Origin of the sequence: Ditibartonella choladocola (assembly GCF_002007565.1) — a bacterium.
Taxonomy (GTDB): domain Bacteria; phylum Pseudomonadota; class Alphaproteobacteria; order Rhizobiales; family Rhizobiaceae; genus Bartonella; species Bartonella choladocola.
In genome coordinates, this window is the sequence record NZ_CP015625.1 from 2216214 (window position 1) to 2243108 (window position 26895).

Genomic DNA, 26895 nt, shown 5'->3' on the forward strand with positions numbered 1-26895 from the left:
CAGCCTTGTTTCATATTGTTTGCGAAGTGACCTAATAGAGTCTGTTTTTTCTATAAGACCTTTTTTGGCAAGACATTTATTGACATTGTTTACAAATAAATCCGGTTTTTTGAAAACGCCACGATGACCACTCGGCATTAGCTGATAAGCATGAAGAGCGGCACCAACCAGCGGTATGATGCGAGTGTCACCGGCGCACTTAGGTTTCCATGTCTCATTTTCACAAATTTCTATGTGAGGAATTTCGTGATCCAAATGAATGTTCTCATATGAAAGATTCAAAATCTCACTAATACGCGCACCTGTTTCAGGTCAGTGCATATAATGCTGTTTTAATTTCAATCGAAAAATCAGCAAGTGCGTTGTTTTGCAAAAGGCTTTCTGTACAAATCATTTGCTTACTCCGGCTTCAAGTTGATTTTCGCTGATCGCGTACATGTGTTTAACAAGACTTAGAATACCGACTTCAGCTAACGATGAGCGCAAGCTACGCTCACCCATGGTCATTAAATCTGTGTTAAAATCATCATTTTGAGGCGTTATGATTGTGACAGAGATACCAAAGGATTCAGCCTTCGCTTGTAGCTTTTTGGCTGCCTTAAATCCTGCCTCATCATTATCTTGAGCAATAATCAAATGTTTCACTAGTCTTGGTATTCTGAAAAGACTCAAGTGATTGGCGGATAGGCATGCAGCCATTGGTAATTGGTGCATCACTTGCTTTAAGGATAGAACCGTCTCGATCCCTTCTCCAACGAGCAGAATATTTTTAGCCCTACCAAAACGGACTGCCTGACCTGAAATACGCCCCAAAGACTTGACATTGCTGGATAAGGTTTGATCCTTATGGCCATCGGGTGTTAAGTAGGTGCGCTGGATGCCGGTAATCATACCTGTAAGGTCGGTTATACCTGCAACTAATGCCGGCATTGATATCTGTTCACCCGTTTCCGTTCGATAAAAACAGTTGGACATAAATCGTAATGGTTGGCCATCGTATAGTTTTTTTATTTTGCGGTTCGACAGGTACTTTTCGGCAATTGATCCTCTAATAGAAGTCGTCGCAGCGTAAAGTCGTTTAGCAGTATCCGTCTTATTAAGATTTCTTCTATTGTTTGTTGAGGCGATACTAATTTCAGCGTATCGTGTAGTTGTAAGAAAACTTTCTATACGATCTAAAGTATCCATGAATGATGTCGTTCCAGTTGATTTTGCAATCAAATCGATGACATCACCATATTCGCCAGTAGCAAAATCTACCCAACGGCCAATTTTATCAGGGCATTGATCAGACAATCTAACACTTAAAGATTGTCCTTTTGAATTATTTATATCGCCGACTAGCCAATAACGGCCTTGTTTTTTGCCAGCACTCAAATAACGCCGACACACAGCTTCGATATTCACCGTAAGCTGGCGCCTTATTTCATTCAGATCTTTTTTCATTCACGCACCTTTTGTTGTGGTGCTGACGACTGGATAGGCTTTTAGGAGTTCTTGTAGAATTTTGGGACCACAGTGATCATTTGGAATGAAAAGACGGCGCCTTGAATCCTTGATCTCAGAAAAGAGGCCAATGGCACGCAGTCGATCCTGCATTGATGGGAGATGGTTTAGAACTTCAATTCGATATTCGTGCATAAAACGAACGCGATTGACTTCCAAATCGTCAGCCAAGTTTAATTTCAAATTTCCGTCTTGGATTTCTTTAAATACCTGATCGGGATTCAGGTTCGTCATATTTGAATGAGACGATGCCCATGTAACTGGGACTCTTCTTCCGATAATACGTTCATTATTATCAGTTTGCAATAGGAAAATTCTTTTGTGTTGTGAAGGAAGATCTTTCCAAACTGGTAAAAGTAATCCAGTCACAATTTTGAATTGATCGGTGTTATATTCCGGTAGCTGCTGGATTTCGTCTTCCCAAGCAATACAAAATTCTTCCTGACAATATTCTTCCCAATAGGTATCTTTAAACTGGTTTTTCGAAAAATAGTCTCTAGAGGTCGGTCGCTGCAACATTACACGTTCAACAATATCCCCGTTGTCGAGCATAATTGTCGGAGCTGACATTAGCAAAGCTGCATGACCTGATTTTTTATTGAGTACCAACTTGCTTGGGATACGGTGATGCTCAGACAGAATATCATTGAGCGAAATCGCTTTGTTTCGGATTTTACGCTCAATTGTGAGAACTCTGGTGATGGCACCGGTTCGTGCGTGTTTTGCATAACTGACATCTTCGAGAATGCGGAAACTCTCACCACGCATATATTCTGTGCCCTGATCGTAGTTTCCAGCAGCCTTTGCACCTTCAACTTTAGCAATGAGTAATTTTTCAAGCTCGCCGAAGAGAAGATCCTGCATATGAATTTTGAGAGCTAGAAGACGGTTAAGAAAGGTCTGAATACGCGGCAGGTCTTGCTTAATTGTTCCACCTTCTTTGAGTTTTAGTCCGGTAATGGATTTAAAGGTTTCATAATTACAACCAATGACTTTATCTTCAGCGAGCATGAGGTAAAGTTGATAAAGCGCAGCAGTCGCAAATGAGCTTTCCAGATTATCTTCAGGACGAAACAATCCTTGACCTGCAGTTTGGCGTTGGCCTTTTGAAATGGCGCCGAGCGTATCAAGACGACGCGAAATCGTAGAAATGAAGCGCTTTTGGGCTTTGACGTTGGTGACAACAGGTGCAAATACTGGCGGATGTTTCTGATTGGTTCTATGCGTTCGGCCAAGCCCCTGAATTGCCACATCCGCTCGCCAACCGGGTTCAAGTAGATAATGATAGCGACGTAGCTGGTTCTTACAATTTTTATCGGCGTGATAACTTCGACCTGTGCCGCCGGCTTCACTAAATACAAGAATACGCTTTTTGCCGCTCATAAAAGCATCTGTCTCTGCTAGATTGGCAAGCGCTGGTCTTGATTGCACCTTCAAAACGTCACCTTCGCGAATTATACGGCGGCTGCGACCGGTAATCTCGGCCACTTCATCTGTGCCGAAATATTGAATGATCTGGTCTAATGCACATGGAACAGCAGGCAAGCTCGCAACTGTGATAAGCAGATCATCACGCATTTTAACTGCCTGTTGGTTAATGACGGCATTATTATTTTCGTCATAGGCTGGTTTAGATCGGATTTCTTTGTTCTCATCTTCATAAATCTCATGGAGCTGAACCGGAAAGGCATGACGAAGATATTGCAGGACGTATTCTCGCGGTGTTACATCAACCTGCAGATCATTCCATTGTGATGGTGGTATTTCTGCGAGACGTCGTTCCTGTACAGCTTCACCAGTCGAAATGATTTGTATGACTGGCGCAAAACCTTCTTTCAGCTTTTGCTTGATCGATTTAATGAGTGTTGGCGTTGCCATGGAGATAATGAGATGGTTGAAAAATCGCTGTTTGGTAGACTCGAAGGCAGAACGTGCGGATGACATAGCATTGCGCGCTAGTGATGAACCGTCTCTGCTGATATTGGTTGCTTCGAGCGCGTCTGTCAGATTGTTATGGATGACCTGAAAAGCTTCGGCATAGGTGTCATATATTTCGATCTGGTTATCTGTGAGTGTGTGGTCAACAGTTTCATATTCAACGCCCTCATAGGAAAGAGAACGTGCATTATAAAGACCAAGCATTTTCAAATCGCGTGCAAAGACCTCTTTGCCAGCCACACCAGCATCATCCAACATAGTCACAAATTCTACACGGTTATGGAACGGGAAGTTGGCATTGCCCCAAAGCCCAAGGCGTTCAGCATAGGCTAGATTGATAACATCCGTTGCACTGGTGGCCGATAGATAGACAATGCGCGCATTAGGCAACAGGCGTTGCAGCAATAGTCCAACACGGCCTTGTTGTGACGCATGAGCCTCTCGTTGTTCGTTCTTAACAGGAGCAGCATTCGCCAAAGCATGGGATTCATCAAGGATGATGACACCATCATAGTCTTTACCGAACCATTTAACGATCTGGTTGATACGCTTTTCATCATTGCCTTTTTGCTCTGACCGCAATGTAGAATAAGTCGTATAGAGAATGCCTTCGCCAATGCTGACAGATGTGCCGTAAGGAAAGCGAGAGAGTGGTGTGATTTGCAGTGGTTCCATCAGTAAAGCCGACCAATCGCGGCGTGCATCTTCAATCAAAGCTTCGGATTTCGAGATCCAGATGGCTTTTTGACGGCCTTTCAACCAATTATCGAGAACAATACCAGCAGCTTGACGGCCTTTGCCGACACCTGTTCCATCGCCAAGCTGATAGCCCTGCCTGAATTGGATAGCTTCTGGATGATCGGCTGAAATTTGTGAAAGATGGTCTTGGTTTTCATTCAACAACCAATGGCCCGGAAGGTAATGGCTGTGTGCTTCACCGGCATAAATGATAGTTTCAAGCTGAACATCTGATAGAATACCGTCATCAATGATTTTCTGGTAGGTATGTGGGTGGTAATTTGGTTTGGGTGGTGCTACCGAAGCCATAGCCACCGATTGAACAATCTTGTCAGGGTGTGGTTTGGCGCCTTTGATCGATATAGACTGCAACTGATAAGGTTCATAAATAGTAGAGCCAGAGTTCTCGGCATTTGCATGCCATTCAATCGTTTCATACTGAAGTTCCGTAACATCTTCTCGCGTAACAGTGATATTGGCTGCTTTGGCGGCTGTTCTGGGTTTAAGTGGCAGTATTGCCTTATTCAAATATGAGACGGTTGCGCGGTATTGAGGATCAAATTCGGCTTTCTCTCTATCTGGCAGGCTATTGATGGCTGTAGTAATGTCATCAATCGATTGGGCCTCAATGAAAGTTGCTGCACCAAGATCAGGTTTTTTATCGAAAATAGACAATCGGGTATTTACAGTAGTGCCATGCTTGGCAAATGCGCCTCGACCGAGTAGAATTGAACAGCGCAGGGTTGCCTTTTTATTCAATGTCTCGAATTCGGATTGTTTCGCTGATGGAATAAAGCCTTCACCCGTAATTGCGACAAGCCGTCCTCCTTCACAAAGGCGATCCATTGATGAATTGATATGGGCAAAGGTCGCTTCAGGCATGCGTCGATTGACATTGATCATTGAGGAAAATGGTGGGTTGATGAGAACAATACTTGGCTGAATATAGGCTGGCAGACGATCATTAATCTGAATCCCATCATATTGAGTGACGGATGAAGTATGGAATAATCGCTCCAGTACCGATTTACGCAAATCGGCATATTCATTCAGTTGTAACCGCGAACCGAAAAGTTCTGCAAAAATTGCCAATAGGCCATTACCAGCGGAAGGTTCAAGGACTAGATCTTCCGTTGTTAATTTTGCTGCCAGACTTGCGGCATAAGAGAGAATGAGCGGCGTTGAAAATTGCTGGAGGTCAATGCTTTCATCGGATCGTACTGAATGGGTCGGCAAGAGCTGCTGCATTTTTTCAATCTGGTGGATGAAAACGGCAGGCTTGATGTATCTGGTTAAGAGAAGCCGGCCATATTTTCGTAAAAACAAAACTTGAGCGATTTCGCAGGCATCATAGCCCATCTTGAATGACCATGCCCCCGTAGTATCTGAGCCGCCAAAGCGTTCACTCATAATTTGTCGCAAGTCTTTAATTTCAACTTTTCGCCCTTGTTCCAAATAGGCTAAAATGGCTTGACCAGCGTTGAACAAGGCATCGGATGCTCTCCGATAGGTTGGAATAGCGGATGTATCGATTGTTTGTGCTGCAAAACCCATATTTAAAACTCCCTAAAAATGAAAAAAAGAGGCGCAAATGGCCTCTATTCGTAAAACTGTCATGGTGTGATATGCTGGGAAAAAATCTGCTGGATTAACGCTCTGCTTCTAAGTGATTCATGAGCCATCCAGCGCAATCGATATGTTTAATGATACGCTGGGTTTTTAGGTTCATGACACAAGCGCCACCACCAAACCCGTCAAGACGAGGCTTGCTACATGTATTAGACCATGCGAATCCCCAACGACCAATTAGTTTAAACTCTTTGGCGAGTTGGCTAATATATTCTATCAGCAAATCGGGTATGCCACTTTCATCTGCGTAGAACCATAAATAAGGTGTACCTTCAGTTTCTGCCTTAACGCTGAAGCCATATTCAAAAGGCTCGCCTTCACGGTCTTGGCTCTTATTGTAAATTACAAGTGCGCGTTCATGGTGTTCTATTGGTAATTCAAGTGTGCAAGAAAATTCAGTGTAATAATTTGCCATTGAAATATCTCCTAATAATCGGACATGAGTCCAATTGTCATGATGCGATGGGTGATTTCAGGATTGGATGGATCTGCAGAACCAAAGTTGACATCGTCTTTATTGTGATAGTCGATCTTAAAATATGCTTTGGTGTCCTCAATCTCCACCATAGCAAAATCATGCTGACCGTATGGATCATTGTCTTTGTCGAAATCATCAAAAGACCGGATCTTTTTTAGCAATTTAGATCTCAAATCATCTGGTAAATTATAAAATGTGCTGGTGAAATGTATTTTGCCGCCGATGCCGTGTTTTCGAAGTTTGTCATTGAGTTCGACAACTTTTGCGACATTTTTGTTTTGATCATATTGGATGCATAAAGATATTAAGATTGCAGTGAGTTTCTTAGGCATCGGGACAAGATGGTTAAACGTAAAGCTATAATTCTTGACGGTAGCACGATGGAGTGTCCCAGTTGGTGGCTTGCCATTGACACATGTAATAACCCATAGCCTTAAAGGATAATGATGGCTTCTATCTACCAATGTGTATTCGGCATGCCCGTCTGAGTAATTGTGTTTTATGAGAACGTGGAAATTCGATGTAATATCATTCATATTTTCATCTCTCATTATCTATTGTTCACTTATTGTTCCATTCACTATCCTTTATATGAAATTCATGAACATTGCCCCTGAACTGACAGCTTTCGCACATCATAGGTGATATAGCAGACCATGTAGGATTGTTATTGTCATCCTCTTCCCATCCATCATTTACCAATAGAACCCATAGCTGCGTTTGCACTTTGAGAGAATGGCTTGTCTGACAACGTGGGCAGCGATAACCCCAGTATCCTTCTGCTGACATATGAACCTCCTATTTTTATTCGTCCATATTTTCTTCATCAAATGGCACTTCATCCCATTCAGCATCGTCGGTTTCATTGCGTGGGTGACTGGCAATTAGATAATTCAGACGATTAACCAGATGAAAGCCGGGGATAAGAAATCGCTTATCGTCCACTTCAACGAGCGTCCAAACACATTTAATGTTGGTTTTTTTGACACGTTTAAGGTCATCGCCGTAAGTCTCAAAAAGCTCGCTATATTCGGCGTTCATCTTGGATGGCCCAAAGCGTTCGAGCCAAGCATCAAAATTTTTGTCGGTCTTAGTCATTTTTATTCCTCGTTGTTTTCTTCAGAAACGTCATAGACACGGACAATAAACCGTTGTCCGTGTGGCAGATCAATTTCAAAGCCTTGATCGATCAAATTGACTTGTTCATAGTCAAAGTCCCGTATTTCATCATTTTCAGAGTTGTTTTGCGCTATTTCAGCATAATGTTCATATGCCTCCATGAGCCTTGCGCCCATAGAAGTTTCCGATAGAGCCATATCTATTCTCCTATGTAATTTTTATCGGATGAAGTGTGTGCTTTAATGCTGTTGCTTAATCTGTGTGAACCAGCTTTATACGCCACAAAAGCATATTGCCGAACAAGCCATCGCTATCTGTGCAAACGACAAGATCGTATTCTGGTTTTCAAACTTTGTTTTAGCTAAATATTGATCACTTGCTTTGACAGATAATATTTTTAATATCTAAAGTGCATAAGAAAGGAATTAAAAATATGGTTATACAAAACCAAATTGTTTATGAAGTTTTTGATGAAATTAATCAGCTAGGTTCTATTAGTGCTCGTGCTCAAACCAATGATGAATGGATACAGAGAAATGAATTATCTATAGCTGCGACCTGCTATGCTCTCTCACCCGAAAATGGCACAGGCTATCCACCACGAGAATGGCCTTGGCAAGCTTCAGCATGGAACCCATCAACAAGATATCGTAACTTGATAAAGGCAATTGCTTTGTTAATGATTGAAATACAAAATACAAAACAAGAATAATGATGAAAATATTTAATATGTATGATATCTAACATAATCAGACTTTCCATTGTATTCATCGTGTTTGTTTAGGTCGATAATGAAGCCAAACTCTCCCCGATTACGGTATTCGTTGGTGGGAACAAGAAACCGTTTTTCAGGCGTATCATGTTCCCGCACCCCACCTAAGGTAGCGATAACTTCAACCATATTTTCAACGTAGCTAGAGCTGATTGCTGAGATAACGACATAATTACCGGCATGCTGATCATTGAAGGCTGATTTGTCCCGCTCATAAGATTCACCGGGCTGAAGTTTGCGATTATGCAGTGTTTCCCAATAGTCTGGATAGCTGTCGCGGATTTTAGATTCAGCTAATTGATTTTCATAATCGGTGAACCATTGAGGAAAAACTGTTGCGACAATTGCCCATTCGCAATCCTCCTCGTAAAATCCGTTATTATTTCGCACTTGCGCTGGTATTTGTTTGTTTAGGCTTGGTGAAATTTTAAATCCACCGTGACTGGCAGTATCCAATCTCACTATATCAGCATTACCATACGATGTAGCATTCTGTACGGCTCCCCAAGGTGTCGAACCAAAAGACTGAAAACACATTTTTCTATTAAGACCCCTGACTTGTTTTAAATGATGTCCTCTTTTTTCGAGCGCCAGTGTTAAATCCTGTTCCGAGTTGAACTCATATGAACGATTGCTGAATTGGGTCCTGTGTAAATCTTTAAAGTCTGTAGTGCAAAACCATTTGTAGTAAATAATTGTTTGTTCTGGATTGCTTTCGTCTATGAGATAGGTATCTGAACCCAATCTATAAAGATTATGACCATCTGAGGAGCGACCTTTTGTGATTTCGTCATCGACAGTTTGTGTATTAGGTGACATCGCAGTCTCCACTTTTATTTTTGTTTAATCGGTAACATTTCAATTTTTAAAATTTGCTCAACAATAAGATATTCATCCAACCCGATAATACATTCCACCAAGTCTGAGTAGAATCTGTCTAAGGGAGGAACCTTAGTAGTTAATTTTGCGGCATATTGTCGTGATGTTGAGAAGGCATTTATTGAGGCAACAATGCCTGTTGTTTCGGTTGTCAAGCGGCAAGTAAAACCATTGAATAATGTTACAGTGCAATATCCATCAAAATCAGGTTTAAAAAAGAACCCACCATTTGACAATGAGACAATAGACCAATTGTTATCGACTATTGTACCTGCATGATTAAACAACCACGATTTTACAAGGTGACAGAAAAGGGCAGCACAACTACCCAATTTTTGCTTTAATAGTGCGTCACCATCAATATTTGATAGTGGTATCGCGGTAATGGTTGACATATCCATCGCCTTATCTCCATTATTTTGTTGTTTAGTTATCGGAACCAATACTGAACGTTATTTCTAAACGCCTTAAACGGCTTCTAGATATTGTCAGTTTTTAATGTGAAGCATCACTTGAAGCTAACTGGCCATAATATTACTGCCAATTAAATGCAGATCAGCATAGTGTTCATTACGAACAGGCAACAGGAAAAATGCTTGAATGCAGATCTTGCTTGCTAATTGCTTCTTCGTGGTTTTGGGTACGCAAACTTAAATTTTCAATTGTTTTACTATCATGGAAAACAAATTTTTGTAGGTGAATAGGTATGTTAGTTATTTTTTTGTACAACCGGAAATCTCAAAAAATTCCATTTTGGATACATTTATTCAATCCATTTTTTTGTTTTATTGTGCTCGACATTTCAGTTTTAAGACTTTTAGAGGGACGCATGCTAAAATAGCAGAAAAAATATAGCTTGATATTGATATAGAACATTGGATAATTAACGATGCTGCAAGAATCCTAAAATACGTGGTGATCTTCTTTCTCTGTGCCACAATCAAAAAATATTATCTTCCCAACATTTTGTATAACTTTCAGCATCTAATGAGTTGTGAGGATAATTATGATAAAAATTGAAGATACAATAAATCTGCTAAAAACGAACCTGACAGAACTTGATGCGATTTATAATGAGCAAATCAAACCAAATTTTGTATATGAAGGTGCAAAAGAAACAGCATATAAGATAACTTTAGTGGGTGGCACTATGGGATCTAGTGTTACCAGTTATGCAAACAGCCTCTTTGAAAATATAAGGGGAGACAATCAATCGTCAGTGTTGATTGATGAAGAACGGCTTTTAAGCTTCGTTCCTAATACCGATAATCTAGAAAATCTAAATGAATCACAATCCTTACAAAGCATACAGCAAATTACAAATTATTGGTCAAATAAGATCCGCAAGCACTTTAAGGATACTAATGCCCATATTATTGAAAAGTCATATGATCCCAGATTAGTGAAAGGGTATATTTTCGACACCCAACCAGATTTATTGCGTTTGAAAAGTAGGCACGGTGAGAAAATAGAGATGCCAGCTATTAATCTTCATGTGATCGCAACAAATAGACGGGAAAGTGAACTGAATTACGTCCTCGATCATATCAACAAAGATAATACTATTTGTAATAAAAGTGTTTTTTATGGGGATGGCAATCGACACGCTCTGCCTTATCTTTGGAGCAATGAGTTGCTGAAGGTTGAACGATACAATCATGTCAATAGTATCAAGTTAATGAGAAACTCAGATGAAACTATTTATGAAAACCAATTGCAAGGATCGCGTAACATCGATGAAAACTTTAAAAATACTAAAACACAGTGGCAAGAACGTCCTACAGCCTATGAAGTTTTTATGTTGGAACAAATGAATTCAGTAAAAGAACTTTCAGGCGAGACGCAATCGAGTCATCTGGAAAATCGAATAGAGATGGCTTTCCATAAGCTTGAAAGTGAACAAACATATGTTCGACCAATCCATCTTTTAGAAGCTTATAATGATGCTTATATGTACTATTATGATGGTTTGAATAATGTGTCGTTATTACAAAATCGAGATAATACATCCAATAGAAATTATGGACAAAACATTACTGATTGGAAGGAATCATTTTTAAAAGAATTAGATAGACAGAAACATTATGACTTTCAAAATGTTACAAAGCAATTTAGTCGTGAGGTTTCAATTTTCAAAAAGACTGTACTTGAATCACTACAAAATCAACACGAAAAATTTGTTTCGCAGCAAACGCCAGATGCACAAAGTGAAACCATTAATCTGTCGAGATCACGATGATACAATCACAAAACAGAATCGTCCATTCCATATCTTTCACTAACTCAACTGCTAACAAAATCGCTTTACCACCAATAAATATCTTATCATTAAGGTCTAATACTAACTGCTTCGTCAAGAGTTGATTGCCTTCATGTGGTTTATCGCAAAATGCCTTCAGATAACCGTCTAGTGGCAAAGCGTAGATAAGAGGATAAGCCATATTTTAGCCTTTTCATTGTATATCCTTTCAATGAATAAGCATTTTTTCATTGGCTATTGGCCAAAGTTTTAGTTGGTCATTGATGATGCCTGCTGCCAAGTCACATTCTATGTTCAAGATTTCCTGAAATACATCGTCTGTTGGCCTATAAAGCTCAGTAAACTCTTCATCGCCAAACATCTGATTGGCACGGTAACAAAGAGTATCATAGACGTCTTTACGAGGATCAAACTTCTCTGCATAAGCAATCAGAGGATTATCTTTGGATTGGCGTGCTGGGCAAAAATATACACCAACATTTTTGCATAGTTTGATACGGCTGGATTGACTGAGTGCGTCAAGCAAAACCGGCATGAGATTTTGATATTTGAATCTTAGCATGAGATTATTTCCAGACATGTTGAGGCGTGTCTTATTTCGAATTTTTGTTTATAATATTTAAACTAATCAGCCATATACAGTTTGTTATCGACATAAGGTATTGCGTAGTCGATAGTCTAACCAAAGCGTCTGCCTTCTGCCGTGAACGTATATTCATTGGCAGCAAGACATTCGTCTATAATTTTATCAGAAGTTTGGTACTCATATTCAGCTTCTAAAGCCCGATAAAGCCATTTTGCCAGACGGCGAAAAATGCACGCTACCTCTTTCTCTGCATTTTCAGTACATAATTGATATGATGGTGAATAACGTTCAAGGAAGAATTGCATCGTATTTTCGTGGCAGTACATAGAAGAATCTTGTGTTATATCCACATGTAATTGGAAAAAGTTTCTCTTCTGTAGATCATAAAGTTCATCAGCAATGTCATGAAGCACTTCATCCTTGGGTGCATATTCACGAATAGCCTTCGTCGAGCCTTTTTGATAGCTATAAAATGCACAAAAAGAGGCGCCATCACCCTGGCACCAAAAGCCCCTAAAATAGATTTGGGGTTCACAGTAGGAATGTCCGAACCTATTTGTATGACATCTTTCTTTAATGTCCAGGCCAAGTATTTTGGCTATAGCAAGAAAATCCTCATAAACAAACTCAAACCAATCATCGTATAATCCATGCTGGCGATACCAACTTCTGGCTTCTTCCTTTGCAGGCTCCTCCAATTCACTGATTTGATAAACTGTAGTTTCAATAATTGATGGCATAATTCACCTCCATCCAAAAATAAAGCCCGCGTATCAGCGGACTTTAAAGGTTGTTCAATGTTCAAGAATTTCTGGATGCCTCTTGGGATCAATGATCATCCCAAAGCGATTTCTTGAGAGATATTCAGAAAGTGGAACTTCAAAGTGCTTAATGTGAGCTTTAAGCTTTTTACCACCCAATGCAGCTTCAACACGAATGACATTGGATCGGCCGTAGATTGGAGATGTGAAGGTGCCAATCCAATCATTACGGTGCTGATAATAAAAGGCTTCACGATCTTTGACAAAAGATTCACCTTCACTCAAACTGACATTGTTGATTTTCTCATATGGAAATGGAAAAAAATTTCTCAAAACAATGTCAGCATTAGCTTTTTCTAGATCTGTAAAAAGCTCAGGAAATGAATTAATGATTTTGAAGGCTTCAACGTCTTCCTCATACCAACAACTTGTATTGCGGTAAAGGTAATGAACTCTTTCGTTCATTTGCTCCGAGAGATAAAAACCACCATGATCTGGTGTACGATAAAAAATAACACCTACCGCATATTCACATTTTTCATATGACGTACCCCAGAGTGTTGTTACACTGCTATTTTCGTTATGACGATTGAGTTGTTTTAGCTGTTTTTCATGCTCTTGTAATTTTTCGGCGTAAACATAAAAGTCTTCACTTTTAAAAAAAGTTGGTGACGACAGCCAATAAGCTGCATCAATTGGTGTCCCGTCAGGCGCTTCATATTGCACAAAATACTGGGTGCTTTCTTTATTGCGGTATAGTGAGACTACATTCTCGTATGTGGGTATTGTCAAACAATTGATTTTTATAGGGGCTTCTTGAGCAACCATTTTCTTTTTCCTTTCCAGAATTTTGATCAAAAAACTTATCAAAAACCCTTATCCGCGTTGGTCGCGCCCATTTGAAGAAGGTCTCAATTTGACGGTCTTCAAAATTTGGGATTGAAGAGTTCTTTTGGAAAGTCGAGAAAAGACTGCCATCACGACAAGTCATGTTGTATCCTTTCTGCATTTTGATATTTGGAAAAGCAGAAAGCCCGATTGAAACAATCAGGCTCTCTTTTAGGATAGTTTTTTAATGTTAGGATGCAGGCAATTATAACCTGCTAGCTGTAGCGGATCGATGACCCGATGAGGAATATAGCACAGTGATTACAAAAATGAACTGTTTTTTGTCAATGGAAAACGTATTTTGACATAGAATAGCGAATTATTCTCAAAAATGAGTTCTTCGATAATTTTATAGCCTTGTAGAGTCTTTTTTGGCGTGTTTCTGTCAATTCCCTATGGAGGGCATTCAAACTCATGATTTCAGGAGGTTTAACATAGAGTGTTTGATCTTCATCAATCCAGCACACGTGCATCCCCTGAAGAACAGTTGTTTGGTTTTTTATTATGTCGATTATATCATTTGCAGTTTTCATATGCTCGACCTGTATGTCTGGCTGACAGGCAATCTTGTAAATCGCAGCAGCAGTAATCAAAAGCGGTTTTATGGGGTCGCATCCTCATAGTTATTTTCAACGTCAAAAATTGTGGTTCCGATGATGTCCATGGTTTCGGCATATTCAAAAATGGCTTCATCGTTATTATACATATGCAAAGCTGCTTCAGGTGTAGCCGCTTCAACTTTATAGCGTTCAAGTGAGCGTACTTCCTTATGGATCACATATTGATGAAGGTCCGGATTATTGATAGCTTTTCTTAGTGCCGCAATAAGTTCTGGTTTGGCAGTTAATTTTGGCAGTGTTTCACCTGACTGTACAGCGCATTGATGGAGAAGTTTTTTTACATTTGCTATAGTATTTTTCGGCGTTTTATGAGCATTCAACTGACTTTCAAGCCAATCAGGGGTTATAATCGGCTGACCATCATAAGCATCAGCTTCTTCTTCTCGTCCACCTGGTAGGATTGTACGAAAACCTGCATTATAATCGTCACCGGCTTCATGATATGTAGAGCATCCAAGGGACTGGCTCTGGCGAATGAAATTTTCAATTACGAGGAAATATCCGCCATCAAGCCTATGTTGTGATATAATCAAGTGATCATCATTTTCTATCGCTTGAAGTATCAACCTTTTTAAGGTTGTCTCCATGCTGGCTAGCCTATCGTCATTTTCCAGCAAAATATAATCTTTGAATGTTGCTATAAGACCGTCAATTTGTTTTATATCAAGCAAATGACCGCCAATTTTCATACGAGCATAAGATGGATCGTTCATAGAAAGCGCCTTCATATATTAGAAATAGTGAGTGTGGCTCTGTTGGAGTATTTTCAACTCTCTATTGCTTCGCTGATTACAGCTGTTTCTATGATCTCAGAAGTTAGTTTTTCAACTTTGTGTGGACGTTTTATGCCTTTTTCTATTATTTCAATAGCTTTATCAGCTGTTTGTGATTTGATATGATATATTTCCAAAGTAGTGACAGATCGTTTGATCTCAAATTGTTGTGGCACTTTGGCTATTTCTGCCTCAAGATGTTCTATTACAGTTGCGCTTGCGGTAAGTTTAGGTAGATTTACACCAGCTGCAAGCTTTTCATTTACTGTCAATTCAGTGAGAAGTTTTAGCTTTTTATCTTCTGTGATATCTTTAGAGAGAATCTCAATCATTAGATTATTATCGATCGTTACATTGCCATCTATGGCATCGCAATAAATTTCATCTTTTGAACCAGGTAGAATGGTTCTATAACCCTCACTAAAATCAGTTCCTGCATAAAAATGATTTGTAAATGCAAGACTATCAGTTTCTTTAATGTAGTCTTCAATGACTGGAAACTCACCATTACGGGCCTCATCATCATAACATTTCAACCAGTCTTCATTCTTTATTGCCTCAAAAATTGCAGTTTTAATTTTCCATTCTGTATTGAGTTGTTCATCTGTATCTTCGTCTTGAACTTGTGATTTAAAGATCACAGACACAAGACCTTCTAATTGATCAATTGTTGTAATTTCACCACCGATTTTGATTGATCCATAGACATGGTCGGACATGTTCATCTCCTGAAAATGAAAAACGGCCATATGGACCGCTATTTTGTGGGTTTTTAATCTTTGTGATTTAGTTTTTAAATATTGTTATCGGGTTGTTATTGTCAGCTTTTCCCAATCCTGCTCCGTTGCCGCTTGAGAAAAATACATATGTACCAATTCTATATCTTTGTATCTTTGATGGTTTTTTATGATTGCTTCAGGCCCATCTTGTTCAAGCCAGAACCGGCAATATTCGGCTAATTGTTGATACAGCTCTTCGTAATCTTCACTTACAAAGTTATGGACACCATGGCGTGATTCCACAGTTGCTATAACAGGCATGTCTAATATCCTTTTAATTGCAAGAGTCTTATTCAATAGGAAGGAATGTGGATCGGTCTTCCAAATGGCACACGCTTGGCTAGGACTTCATAGGTTTTCTGCTTACCATAAGCTGCCCATATGACAGGAGCCATTGGTTCGTGTCCAAACTCGGTGGTTTGTAAATCGGTGAAATAGACAATAACTGAAGCGTTAGAGGCGTGTTTATTGATCCAAAGGAAAGTATCAATAAAACTTGTCCCACCTTTACCAACTGCCTCAAGTATCAGTTTATCACCTTTGGTAAAGGTTTCCGTTTTTCTGACGCGCTGGTCTGCGTAGATAACAACCAGTTCATCAGCGATCCCTTCATCAAAGGCTGCCTGAATTTCAGTTGCAAACAGCTGTAAAAGTTTCTGATCAATGGATGCTGAAGTGTCAATTGCTACAACCAACTGATTGAGTCCATCTGAAACAAGGCCGGGAACAATAATATCAAGAGATAACATACGGCGATTAGGCGATGACCAGCTATAGTCCTGCCTCGTGCTATCGTCGATATAATCTCTTAATGTTTGACGCCAATCAATAATAGGCTTTGTTGAATTATCCATGATATTGCGAATGCCGGATGGCAGGTTCTCTCGGCCTCCGGCTTTCCCTGCTGCGATTGAAATGGCCTGTCTAATGGAAGTTTGAATATCTCTTTTCATCTGTGATAATTCGGAGACATTGGCATTTTTACAGGCATCCAAAACGGCACCACACCCCCCTGGGTCAGAATCTTGACCTGATTGCGGACTGGATATGGCGTTATCTTGGGTCTGTTGTTGTGCTGCCGGCTCAATTATGAGCAAGGGATATATTTCTTCCGCGCTCATATTCGAGAACTCATAATCAAGCAGCATTCCTTCTGGTTTTTCACCTATACACGCTTCTACGAGTTGGAGATTGATGGCGTAATCCGTGGCCATATTCCATAATTTCATGTCTCGCCCACGGCAGCGTAAATGATGTTCAAGAGCCACATGCATGACCTCATGCGCCAGAATAAAAATAAGCTGCTGTAGAGATAATTGTTCTATGAAAGACGGATGATAAAAAAGGCTTTTGCCATCTGTCGCCATGGTCGAAACTTGAGGATTGTCAGTGGTCTCAACCAGTTTCAGATTGAGCAGCATAACAGCAAAAAACGGTTGCTGCCAAAGAAGTTGCATGCGCGCTTTTTCTAATTTTTTGTCACATGTCATTTTGTCCACCTCACGCCGCAAATGCCAGATCTTGTATCTTGATAGCCCAATCAATATATTCGCGCGTCTCCATCAGCGCTTTATTGCTATTTTGGAGATCCGTCATAAATAAATTCAGATACTCTGCAGAAAGCCGTTTCATATAGGCCACGGCATTTGCTATAGTACCTGAGGTCGCATGACGTACCAGAGCATAGGTTACGGCATAACATGTTGCTGGTTTTGCACAGACACGGGCTTGTAGAGGATTATTGAGGATTTCATCCATCGTTGGCAATTCATGACAGGTTTGCAGAAATGCTTCGAGTTCTGTAGCAGTGGACGAGCCAACCAAGCTCGCGATCATTGAAAACCGCAAATGCGGTGGTGCTTGTAAGACTTTCGAGACTTGTTCCCATGAACGAGGTGAAGGAAAAGCGTGAAGTGTTTCATCATCCATTTTATGCAGCAAATTTGGCCTAAACCGCAGAAACGCGATCAACATAGGATCCAATGCTTTTTCGCCAAAATGTTTCACTGTTGTCTCAATGTCAGGCTCAACATAAATATGGGCAAATCGGTTTGCCAATGCGGACGGCATGCGCTGTGCTGCCGCCCGATCTGATTGACGATTGCCAGCAGCAACAATGCGCCATTTGGGGGGAAGTTGATATGATCCGATCTTACGCTCGAGAACGAGTCCAAAAGCAGCTGTTTGCATGGCAGGTGATGCAGCATTTAACTCATCAAGAAAGAGAATACCTTTTTCACCATCACGCTCAACTTGAGGATATTCGTCAGGTGACAACCACTTTGTCGTAGTGCCTTGAAGTGATGGTAATCCCATTAGCGATACCGGATCTCGAGTCGTCAGGCGAAAGTCAACCAATCCCCATCTACGTTTTTCAGTCATTTGTGCAACGATTGAGGACTTGCCAACACCTGGTGCCCCCCATATGAACGTCGGGATATCAACGTCAATAAAATAATCAAGCGCTTCGGATGCTTGATTCAGATTCATTGTTTCTGCTTTTAGTGTATGGGTCGTCATTGGGGATACGCTCCTTTTGTTGAGTTGTTTTTGGAATAGAGCGGAATATCTTCGGAATAGGCAGCATTTATAAATTCTTGTAAAGCATAGTCATACGCACTATCACGACCAGCATCAGTGTTGAACCAGTCAGTTGCGCAGTATTTGGCTGCGTCATTAGCTAAAGCTCTAAATCGTTTGTCAGGTTTATATTCTTGATTGATTATTTCGAGCAGATTTTCTGTCTCAATAGTCATAATGGAATAACGTCCATTTAATTGTTCAGCTATTTCCAATAAACGCCATTTTTGATCTTCTGTGAATCGATTAAAGAGGATGGCCAATGCGAGACAAGGTCGCTCGAAAATCTTTCCAATTTTGTATTGTCGATATCGCGATAAGCCAATGCTTTGAATAAAAGTCATATTACACCTCGGTTTGCTGCTGTCATTAAGCCAAGAAGTTGTTGATTTCTTTGTTGATGGCTTTGGCTTCTTCAGCGACACTTTTACGCAGATGGCTGTTTAGGCGGAGTTCTTCGGCGTCATGACGGACCAGTGCCTCCATACGCTTGCCAATGACAAACAAGCTTGTATCATTGGTGATGTTGAGTGCCGGCAGGACTTTGATAAGATCCCGGACATTTTCTACCAAAGAGTCACGGAATATGCCTTCTGCTTTATCACCTACACGAAATGACGGTTTGTAGTTCTCAAGCTTCTCAAACATGCGGCTGGTTACGTCTGACAAGCGCGTATAGACATCATTGATCGCATTCATCGTCGCGGTCTGAACATTACGCTCGATGTCATCACGGATCTGGTCAACTTGAGCTTGAGCAATATCAACACGGAAGTCTTGACCTGATGGCACAGGCATAATGGTTCTGGTTAGAGAAAACTTTGTCGCCAGATCCTCAACACTTGGATAGTCATATGGATTATACATATCACCAAGCTCTTTATGGCGTTCATCACGGTAGGCTGGATAGTCAGCAATAAATTCTTCTTTGGCTGCATGAAATTCAGTGGCTTCAGTATTAAACCATGCGACAAAATCAGGATAAGAATGTGCAGACATGATGCGCTGACCGTCGTCCATCCAAGGAAGCGTGCGTTCATAAAAGCCGTTACGAATGCGGCCGGCAATGGAGTTGATTTTTCGAAAAGCCTTCGGGTTTAGAAGCAGTTTGTTATAGCGGCCGGCATCAGAAGTTGCATTGTGGATATCGTTAATCTCGCTGGTTACACGGCGATCCAGCATACGGCCTTGCCATTGAGAGATATTGATCGATACCAACATAGTGCGTGTGTTAATTGCATTGTTTGCGGTATTGATGTTGAGAGCATGTATATTCATCAAAGTTCTCCTTTTTATAACCATTCATTTCATTTCTTCATTTTTCTTTTTTTCATTGGTCGAAATAAAAAAGGACCCGCTAATAGCGAGCCCTTCTGGTATGTTCATTTGTTGCTGATGTTAAGCGGCGTCAGGCACTTGTTCAGGTAGGTTTTCGTTCATATAGGCAGGCAGTTCACTCGGCTGCTCTTGCTCTATTGATGGAGCTTGAATATTTGCCGATGTACGCAATGCTTCCGGCAACCAACCAAGACCTGACATCAGACGAGCCGCTTCTTTGGCCATGTCGCCTTTTTTCATATATTCGATCATGCGTACCTTTTCAGAGCCGCATGATTCTTCAACAGCTTCAAGGATTTTTGTTTTTGATACACGATTGAGGTAATTATCTTCCGTTGCCTCCCAGCCCGTGTCGACAATATCAAGGTTAACTGCTTCAGCAATACGTAAATAGTTTTGTGTTCTGCGATCCATTGAAGAAGGCGAAAAGGCACTATGCATTGCACCTTTTTGATAAGTTGCGTCGATACCTTGTGAAATCAAAAAGGCATGAAGCGTCAATCTTTCATCGTCACTCATATTACTGATGTGTTCCCAAAGCAAATTATCATCACCAAGAGGAAGGGAAGATCTCCAAAAATCTTCCATTTCGGCAAGTTGTTGTGCCGGCAAGCTATCAGAGAGATTTTCAGGTTGTTGACGCATATCCGGTAATGAAACTGAGATATGAAGTGCCTGTGTTGCATGATGTTTAAAATACGAACTACACAACTCAAATAGTGTAGCGGTAAATGCCTGACGTGGATTTTTAGCGACGGCAGCTTTCAAAGCGACTGTTCTATAGGCAGAAAGTTCCGCCATAAGCTGTTCAGAGATATTTTTCGCAGGCTCAGGGCTTTCAGATTCGATAGTACTGGATGCCGCCTTACCATCTTCATTAGTGCTGTCTGTATCTTGCACCAACGCGGCTTTGTCTTTTTCTCGGCGTGCCCAATCCTGCTTTGTAACGAGACCTTCTACAATTTTAAGATCACCCCTGTAATCAAAACTGACAAGGCAGCCACCATATTTCTTATCATCAGGGGCATACATACAGACCGACTCTTCCAGCTCTTCGATTTGTTCATGCAATTGATAGCGTTCGTCCTCTTCATCATCAGAAAGCTCGTCAATATCTTCAAGGACTTTCAAACGTTCGGCAATGGCATCAAAACGTTTTTCTTCTTCTGGTGTATAATCACGGGCTATGCGCTCGAGTTTATTAAATCTGTGCTCATATCCGTAATCAAACTGGAAGGATGTATCACACCAAGACCAGCCGGAAGCTTTCAGCTCCTTCGCCTTACTATCCAGTTTTTGCCAAACGAGTTGCTCAATCAGAGATCTGTCTTCCAAATATGAAATACCGTCGTCAGAGAACAGATCTTCGATCAGTTTGCCACCCGCTTCTTTATAGACATCAAGACCTATAAAAACGACTTGTTTGTCATCAGAGCTGACACGATCCTTAATCAGACTATTACGAATCGTTATGTCGGTTTTGTCATGATTGCCTTCACTCGCTTTCCAAGCAGCAATCTGTTTTTTATGGTCTGATACGAGCGTTAAGGCTTCGATTTGTGCCAGACTCATTTCGTCCTTCTCAAAGATTTTTAACAGACTGGGAGCAACAGCTGATAATTTAAGTCTCTGGCGCACATATTTAGGCGAGACAAAATGGCGCTTGGCAATATCTTCATGCGACATGCCTTTATCAGACATGGTTTTATAGGCAATGAACTCATCCATAGGGTGGAGGGTCTCACGCATGGTATTTTCAGCGAGTGAATAATCCTCGATGATTGCTTCATCAGCACTAAACAAGCGGCAAGGAATCAAGGCATCGTTGGCCATAAGTTTGCGTTTAACATTATGTTCAAGAGCCCGATAGCGGCGACCGCCCATAAAGATTTCATAAAAGCCTGTATGTTTTCCATTTTTATCGAGTTCTTCATAAACCGACAGATTATGAAAAAGTCCATGAACGAGAATGTCATCGCCAAGTTGTTCGATGGTTGTCGTATATATTTTTTTTCTAACATTCCTTTTTGAAAGTTTAAGTTTGTTAAAGGGAATCATAATTTCAGGCACGTTCACCACAACTGGTAGATTAGCTGTTTCTTGTGATTGCTTTTGCATAAAGGTAACTCCATTTTTTAATTTCTATTTTGGGCACCTTTTTCTATTTTCTTTTATTTTTTTTCGTCCTTCGCTCTCCTCGTAATATTCTTCTGCTTCCCGCCTATAGGAGGCTGGGCTTATATAATGGAGGTGTAATATGAGTCGATTAAAAACAGATAATAATGGGTACTACACGATCAAACATAGTGATGGGCGAATAACCAAAATCAGATTAAATGAAAACCTTACCACCGGTATGGTCAATATTATTTCGATAGATTTTCCCCATGGTGGTTTAACGATTAAATTAGAAGATCTGGTTGATGAAAAACTTTCTTCCACTGTTGAACTATGTAAAGAAGATCTAGAAACGCTATTGTTATCGTTTCAAGATGATACAAGTATATGTTAATAAACAATAAAATTTAAGTGGTGATGTAACACGCACCACTTTTTTATTGACATTATTGATTAATAGAATATATAGAACATAAAGTGAACATTGACAGAGCGTCGATGGTGAGTGTAATGCGTAAACCTGAAAAAGTGGAAAGACTATATCTTGATTTTGATGGATATTTTGCCAGTGTAGAGCAATTTGCCAATCCCAAGTTACGTGGAAAGCCGGTGGGGGTAGTTCCGTTCGATGGAACAACAAGTACTTCTGTGATTGCTTGTTCGCGTGAAGCCAAGATGCAGGGTGTCAAAAGTGTGATGCATATGAGGGATGCAAAAAGAGTGTGTCCCGATATTATCTTTGTACCGCAAAAGCCAGATCTTTATCGGAAAATGCATCTCATGCTTTTGAATGAGATCAGCACAGTCATTCCGATTGACACTGTTAAGTCTATTGACGAACTCACATGCAGGCTGGAACCCGCAATGCGTGATCATCCCGAGACAATTGGCTATTTATTGAAAAAGCGGCTTGAGGGCGCTGTTGGCAAGGTTATTACATCTTCTATCGGTATAGCGGCTAACCGACAGCTTGCAAAAATGGCGTGTAAAGCCGGCAAGAAACATGATGGGAAGAGTTATGGCGATGGTTTGGCAATTTGGAAGCCGGAAGATATGCCGACACCTCTATTAAAACTTGATCTTGATGATATTCCGGGCGTTGGAAGTCGTATGAAGTTCAGACTGCTCAAAGCCAATATTGTCAATATGGAACTGCTTTTAAAATGCGAGCCAAAGCATATGCGAAAGCTTTGGCGGAACGTCACGGGCGAGCGACTGTGGTACGCTTTACATGGGTATGACATTCAAGCTGGAGAATCCGAGCGTGGAATGTTTGGGCATGGCCGTGTTTTGCCGCCAGGATCACGATCCTTGAGCGGAGCCTACGAGATAGCGCGCCTATTGCTGGTCAAAGCAGCGCGCAGGTTGCGACGCGAAAACTATTATTGTTCGGCTTTATGGGTGTCTTTGTCGCTTGAACACGGATATTGGGGCCGCTATTTTCGACTGGCCGTCGTCAACGATGATCAGGCCGTTTTAGAAGGCTTATCAATCGTCTGGCGACAAGCAGAAAAAGAGTTACACCGTCATGCCAAAATCTTTCAGGTCTCTGTGACCTTGGGTAATCTATCAGATGCTGATCAGCGGCAATTGGATATGCTTCTTAACGATGATCGAAAGCGGCAAAAATGGGAAGCGGCGAATACGGCTATCGACACATTAAATAAGAAATACGCTGGTACGGTTGTTACGCTTGGGGCATGGAAGCCGCCTGAGGGCGGACATACAGGCGGTAAGATTTCTTATACACGCATACCATCATCGGAGGATTTTTGGGTGTGACACGTACATAGGAGGGAAACAACTATGTGAAGCTTAATTTGTGATTGTTCAATTAGCGCGTCTAATCGATGCAATAATAGAGAACCTGTCGTGCGACCGACAGTAGCCTAGGAAAGCATGCGGCTCTGGTAACGGGGTCGTTTGAAACCTTTCCGACAAAGTACTCCCCATTCGTGGGTGCAATCCTATCGCGAGATAGAATGCAGACACTCCCAGCCGTAAGGGGGTCGAGAGGCAAGGCTACTCGGTATGGGTAACATAAGTGAACTGCTGATAAATGTCGTGACCTCCAAGGTGCCAAAACGGCTGACAGGCATTGACCAAAAGGTATGTGATCGGATGTTCCACTCCAGAATTGGAACACGTCGTCGTAAGATCACCGGCAGAAAGGCAGGCCCTAACCCGAGCGTGTCGCGGATTAAGAACGTGGTAAGCCCGTATTGCTGCCTTCGGGCAAGTGAACCGCAAGGAACACCTTTGGCAGTGCGGGTAAAAGATGACGGAAAAAGCGAATGCTGGTCTGTAATGGTCCAGATAGAGGTTGTGATATCACCTTGCGCGAAAGCGTGCCCACTTCCGTCTGGTCTTCACTTGCAAAACCTCTGAGCAACCTCAACAGGAGAGTAGTATGGAAGTATCCGAAAATTTTACTGGATCTGCACTTTCCGGCAAGCCGCAAACTTGGGCGTCCATCAATTGGAAACGGGTCTTGCAGAATGTCCGAGGCATGCAGATGCGAATTGCAAAGGCAACGCAGGAAAGCGATTGGCGTAGGGTGAAAGCTCTGCAACGGACGCTAACCCGCTCCTTTTCTGCCAAAGCACTGGCAGTAAAAAGAGTGACTGAAAATCAAGGCAGACGAACGGCAGGTGTAGACCACGAGTTGTGGAACACACCTGAGCGTAAACGAAGTGCGATTGACGATTTGCAAAGCCGTGGATATCGTCCGATGCCTTTACGTCGGGTGTATATTCCAAAGCCAAATGGGAAAGAACGACCATTAGGTATTCCCACCATGCGGGACAGAGCCATGCAAGCTTTGTTTCACTTGGCTTTGGACCCAGTATCAGAAGCAACTAGCGATGTGAACTCCTTCGGGTTTCGTGTCAACCGTGCAACTGCTGATGCTGGTGAGCAGCTTTTCATTTGTCTGTCCACGCGGCGAAACTCAAAATGGGTACTTGAAGCTGATATTGCCGGATGCTTCGACAATATCAGCCATGAATGGCTGCTTGAAAATATCCCTATGGACAAGCAGATTCTTCGCAAGTGGCTCAAGTCCGGCATAATATTTAAGGGAGCGTTTCAGCATACCTTAGCCGGAACGCCGCAAGGGGGAATTATTTCTCCCACTCTGGCAAATATGACTTTGAACGGGTTGGAAAGCGGCCTTAAACATTATCTAACCGAGTTGTTTGGGGTCGTTAGAACCAAACGTCTTAGGGTCAATGTGGTGCGTTATGCTGATGACTTTGTCATAACAGGAATTACGTCAGAACTCCTGCAGGACACAATCAGACCATGGGTGGAGGCGTTTTTATCGGAACGCGGACTTACTCTCTCAAAGGATAAGACACGCATCACACACATAGAAGACGGTTTCGACTTTCTTGGCTGGAATTTTCGGAAATATTCCGGAACTCTCCTGATTAAGCCAAACAAGAAGAACGCGCTGTCGTTTTATCGCACGGTTCGTGAGACAGTTATGACCAACCTTGGGACAACGCAGGAAGTGCTCATACGCCTGCTAAATCCTAAAATAAGGGGTTGGGCTTTGTATCACAGGCATGTTGCAGCCAGAGAAGTCTTCGCTCGAATGCATTCCCTCATTTTCCGACTGTTGTGGCAGTGGGCTCGCCGACGCCACGCTAAAAAATCTGCGACGTGGGTGAAACGTCGCTATTTTCGGAGTATGAGGGGAAGTAACTGGGTCTTTGCCACTAATGACGGTGGTCAAAATTCCGGCAAAAATGTGGAACTCTTTCATATTGGTCGGATCGCGATCATACGGCACATCAAGATTAAAGGGGCCTATAACCCTTATGATCGACAGTGGGAAAGTTATGGGGAGGTATTGCGTCAAAGACGAATGGCTGGCCGAATGATCCATCGGAAAGCATGGTCGGCCTTATACCTTTCCCAAGGTGGTAAATGCGCTCTATGCAATGAACCGATAACTGAACAGACGGGATGGCATGACCATCATATTGTATACCGTCTCAACGGCGGTTCGGATGCATTGAGCAATAGGGTGCTTCTACATCCTGTATGTCACCAAAACCTGCATAGCCTCGGATTATCAGTTGTAAAACCGGCTCTTTCCAAGAGCTCGAGAAGGCTTGAGCTGTATGCGGGGAAACCCGCACGTACAGTTCTTAGGGGAGGATGCGATGGTAACATCGCATCTTTACCCGATTGAACATCAACAAAGCAGCACATCGTGAAACACAGGTACGAGATTTAACGGATGACATGACGTTGGAGTGTACTTGTTTGAAATGCGGTCATACTTATCAGCTTACCAAGCAGATGATTTGCACATTACCTGATAGGGCATATCTTTATCTAGATGAGGTAGAAAGGCGCGTAAAATGCAAAGCCCGTGGCTGTAATGGTCAGATTGATATGATCTGGATTCAGAACTATAATCTTTCAGCTTTTATCGGCGGTATGGCATAGCTATTCAATAATATATTGGAGCATGGATACTGATTGTATTTCATGCTCCAATAGTCTTTGTTTACGATTCATTTTAGTAGCAAAAGCATGACGCTATATAATAATAAGATTATGCAGCTTGTGACTTTTTGGCCAATCGAACAATCGAATCGGTTTTTATTTGCGTGTAGGATTTTAAATGACCTTCTTCATCGCGCATTTGCTGCTCTCGAAAAGTGCCACAAGCACGGACTAGATCGCCTGTTTCCCATTCACTTAAGATATGTTTTTTGTCTCCTCTTTATAAATATAGACCGTATTAAAATGTGGGTCATCGACCATAATCCCTTTCCGGGATGTTTTAAGATTCGATGCGATACGCAAAATGACAAAATTCGTTTTATCAATGATTGCTGCGATATTGCCGATGATTTCCCATTCGGCCTGATTTCTTTGTAAATGTCTCATAGCTTACGCTCCGTTAGAGTTATAAGCGCTGCCACAATTGTGGAATCTGATATGAACATTTAGAATGATTGGCCAAGGCCAACCCATATTTTGAATAGTTATCTTTTTTAGAACTAGCAGTGCGGTTAAAATAAAATAAGAACCGTTTTTATTATGATTGCTCGATAGTTGCCGGCCCTCCTGATTCACATTGTACATTTTTGTTTTCCTAATTGGTTGTAATCT

The 26895-nt window shown here is 41.4% G+C and carries 26 protein-coding genes; 5 read left to right on the top strand and 21 right to left on the bottom strand.

The annotated features are described in order from the left end of the window. Window positions 1-390 precede the first annotated feature (390 nt). The 6 genes from BBC0122_RS09780 to BBC0122_RS09810 all read right to left on the bottom strand — a co-directional run bounded on the left by BBC0122_RS09780 (window position 391) and on the right by BBC0122_RS09810 (window position 7605). A complete protein-coding gene (locus tag BBC0122_RS09780; RefSeq protein WP_077993421.1) occupies window positions 391-1446 on the bottom strand; it encodes a DUF7146 domain-containing protein in 1056 nt (351 codons plus the stop codon). Next, the gene (locus BBC0122_RS09785; protein ID WP_077993423.1) at window positions 1447-5736 is read right to left on the bottom strand and encodes a strawberry notch family protein; all 4290 of its coding nucleotides are present in this window, start codon (window positions 5734-5736) and stop codon (window positions 1447-1449) included. Between the two features lie 94 nt (window positions 5737-5830). Further along, a complete protein-coding gene (locus BBC0122_RS09790) occupies window positions 5831-6226 on the bottom strand; it encodes a hypothetical protein (RefSeq protein ID WP_077993425.1) in 396 nt (131 codons plus the stop codon). An 11-nt stretch (window positions 6227-6237) separates the two neighbouring features. Further along, complete coding sequence (locus BBC0122_RS09795; protein ID WP_188318031.1) at window positions 6238-6825, bottom strand: DUF3768 domain-containing protein; 588 nt, start codon at window positions 6823-6825, stop codon at window positions 6238-6240. Window positions 6826-7093: 268 nt separating this feature from the next. Continuing rightward, window positions 7094-7387, bottom strand: a complete 294-nt coding sequence (locus BBC0122_RS09805) for a hypothetical protein (RefSeq protein WP_077993431.1) — start codon at window positions 7385-7387, stop codon at window positions 7094-7096. A gap of 2 nt (window positions 7388-7389) precedes the next feature. After that, complete coding sequence (locus BBC0122_RS09810; protein WP_149866685.1) at window positions 7390-7605, bottom strand: hypothetical protein; 216 nt, start codon at window positions 7603-7605, stop codon at window positions 7390-7392. Between the two features lie 236 nt (window positions 7606-7841). Here BBC0122_RS09810 and BBC0122_RS09815 point away from each other — a divergent pair, with 236 nt between their 5' ends. Next, window positions 7842-8120, top strand: a complete 279-nt coding sequence (locus BBC0122_RS09815) for a hypothetical protein (RefSeq protein ID WP_077993434.1) — start codon at window positions 7842-7844, stop codon at window positions 8118-8120. Between the two features lie 12 nt (window positions 8121-8132). On the opposite strand, the gene BBC0122_RS09820 is transcribed toward BBC0122_RS09815, so the two are convergent. After that, window positions 8133-8999, bottom strand: a complete 867-nt coding sequence (locus BBC0122_RS09820; protein ID WP_077993435.1) for a DUF7007 domain-containing protein — start codon at window positions 8997-8999, stop codon at window positions 8133-8135. 14 nt (window positions 9000-9013) lie between these two features. Continuing rightward, the gene (locus tag BBC0122_RS09825; RefSeq protein ID WP_077993437.1) at window positions 9014-9460 is read right to left on the bottom strand and encodes an antirestriction protein; all 447 of its coding nucleotides are present in this window, start codon (window positions 9458-9460) and stop codon (window positions 9014-9016) included. A 605-nt stretch (window positions 9461-10065) separates the two neighbouring features. On the opposite strand from BBC0122_RS09825, the gene BBC0122_RS09830 reads away from it, so the two are divergent. Next, on the top strand, window positions 10066-11298 hold the full coding sequence (locus tag BBC0122_RS09830; RefSeq protein ID WP_077993438.1) for a hypothetical protein: 1233 nt from the start codon (window positions 10066-10068) through the stop codon (window positions 11296-11298). On the opposite strand, the gene BBC0122_RS09835 is transcribed toward BBC0122_RS09830, so the two are convergent. From BBC0122_RS09835 to BBC0122_RS09895, 12 genes are all read right to left on the bottom strand, one after another. Next, entirely contained in the window at window positions 11276-11500 is a 225-nt protein-coding gene (locus BBC0122_RS09835; RefSeq protein WP_077993440.1) for a hypothetical protein, read from the bottom strand. The genes BBC0122_RS09830 and BBC0122_RS09835 overlap by 23 nt on opposite strands. A 27-nt stretch (window positions 11501-11527) precedes the next feature. After that, window positions 11528-11881 (bottom strand): DUF3085 domain-containing protein, encoded by a 354-nt coding sequence (locus BBC0122_RS09840; RefSeq protein WP_188318032.1) that lies wholly within the window; start codon window positions 11879-11881, stop codon window positions 11528-11530. Window positions 11882-11997: 116 nt separating this feature from the next. Beyond that, a complete protein-coding gene (locus tag BBC0122_RS09845) occupies window positions 11998-12645 on the bottom strand; it encodes an antitoxin of toxin-antitoxin stability system (protein WP_077993443.1) in 648 nt (215 codons plus the stop codon). 54 nt (window positions 12646-12699) lie between these two features. Continuing rightward, complete coding sequence (locus BBC0122_RS09850) at window positions 12700-13494, bottom strand: DUF7007 domain-containing protein (protein ID WP_077993445.1); 795 nt, start codon at window positions 13492-13494, stop codon at window positions 12700-12702. 661 nt (window positions 13495-14155) lie between these two features. Next, window positions 14156-14887: a hypothetical protein gene (locus tag BBC0122_RS09860; RefSeq protein WP_077993448.1), complete on the bottom strand. Its 732-nt coding sequence runs from the start codon at window positions 14885-14887 to the stop codon at window positions 14156-14158. A 53-nt stretch (window positions 14888-14940) separates the two neighbouring features. Continuing rightward, window positions 14941-15666, bottom strand: coding sequence for a hypothetical protein (locus BBC0122_RS09865; RefSeq protein WP_077993450.1), 726 nt, complete (start codon window positions 15664-15666; stop codon window positions 14941-14943). Between the two features lie 84 nt (window positions 15667-15750). After that, window positions 15751-15987 carry a hypothetical protein gene (locus BBC0122_RS09870; protein WP_077993452.1) on the bottom strand — a complete coding sequence of 79 codons (237 nt, stop codon included), beginning with the start codon at window positions 15985-15987 and terminating at the stop codon, window positions 15751-15753. A gap of 32 nt (window positions 15988-16019) precedes the next feature. Then, window positions 16020-17216: a vWA domain-containing protein gene (locus tag BBC0122_RS09875; protein ID WP_149866686.1), complete on the bottom strand. Its 1197-nt coding sequence runs from the start codon at window positions 17214-17216 to the stop codon at window positions 16020-16022. A 10-nt stretch (window positions 17217-17226) separates the two neighbouring features. Further along, window positions 17227-18246 carry an AAA family ATPase gene (locus BBC0122_RS09880; RefSeq protein WP_077993456.1) on the bottom strand — a complete coding sequence of 340 codons (1020 nt, stop codon included), beginning with the start codon at window positions 18244-18246 and terminating at the stop codon, window positions 17227-17229. Beyond that, complete coding sequence (locus BBC0122_RS09885; protein ID WP_077993457.1) at window positions 18243-18650, bottom strand: hypothetical protein; 408 nt, start codon at window positions 18648-18650, stop codon at window positions 18243-18245. The genes BBC0122_RS09880 and BBC0122_RS09885 overlap by 4 nt, the downstream gene beginning before the upstream one ends. 25 nt (window positions 18651-18675) lie before the next feature. Continuing rightward, the gene (locus BBC0122_RS09890) at window positions 18676-19584 is read right to left on the bottom strand and encodes a hypothetical protein (protein WP_077993458.1); all 909 of its coding nucleotides are present in this window, start codon (window positions 19582-19584) and stop codon (window positions 18676-18678) included. 120 nt (window positions 19585-19704) lie between these two features. Beyond that, window positions 19705-21762 carry a ParB/RepB/Spo0J family partition protein gene (locus tag BBC0122_RS09895; RefSeq protein ID WP_077993459.1) on the bottom strand — a complete coding sequence of 686 codons (2058 nt, stop codon included), beginning with the start codon at window positions 21760-21762 and terminating at the stop codon, window positions 19705-19707. Window positions 21763-21901: 139 nt separating this feature from the next. Here BBC0122_RS09895 and BBC0122_RS09900 point away from each other — a divergent pair, with 139 nt between their 5' ends. From BBC0122_RS09900 to ltrA, 3 genes are all read left to right on the top strand, one after another. After that, window positions 21902-22156, top strand: coding sequence for a hypothetical protein (locus BBC0122_RS09900; RefSeq protein WP_077993461.1), 255 nt, complete (start codon window positions 21902-21904; stop codon window positions 22154-22156). Window positions 22157-22272: 116 nt separating this feature from the next. Then, window positions 22273-23544 carry a Y-family DNA polymerase gene (locus tag BBC0122_RS09905; protein ID WP_077993462.1) on the top strand — a complete coding sequence of 424 codons (1272 nt, stop codon included), beginning with the start codon at window positions 22273-22275 and terminating at the stop codon, window positions 23542-23544. A gap of 628 nt (window positions 23545-24172) precedes the next feature. Beyond that, window positions 24173-25963: a group II intron reverse transcriptase/maturase gene (gene ltrA, locus BBC0122_RS09910; RefSeq protein WP_077993463.1), complete on the top strand. Its 1791-nt coding sequence runs from the start codon at window positions 24173-24175 to the stop codon at window positions 25961-25963. 515 nt (window positions 25964-26478) lie between these two features. Here ltrA and BBC0122_RS09920 read toward each other — a convergent pair. After that, complete coding sequence (locus tag BBC0122_RS09920) at window positions 26479-26670, bottom strand: hypothetical protein (protein ID WP_077993465.1); 192 nt, start codon at window positions 26668-26670, stop codon at window positions 26479-26481. Window positions 26671-26895 lie beyond the last annotated feature (225 nt).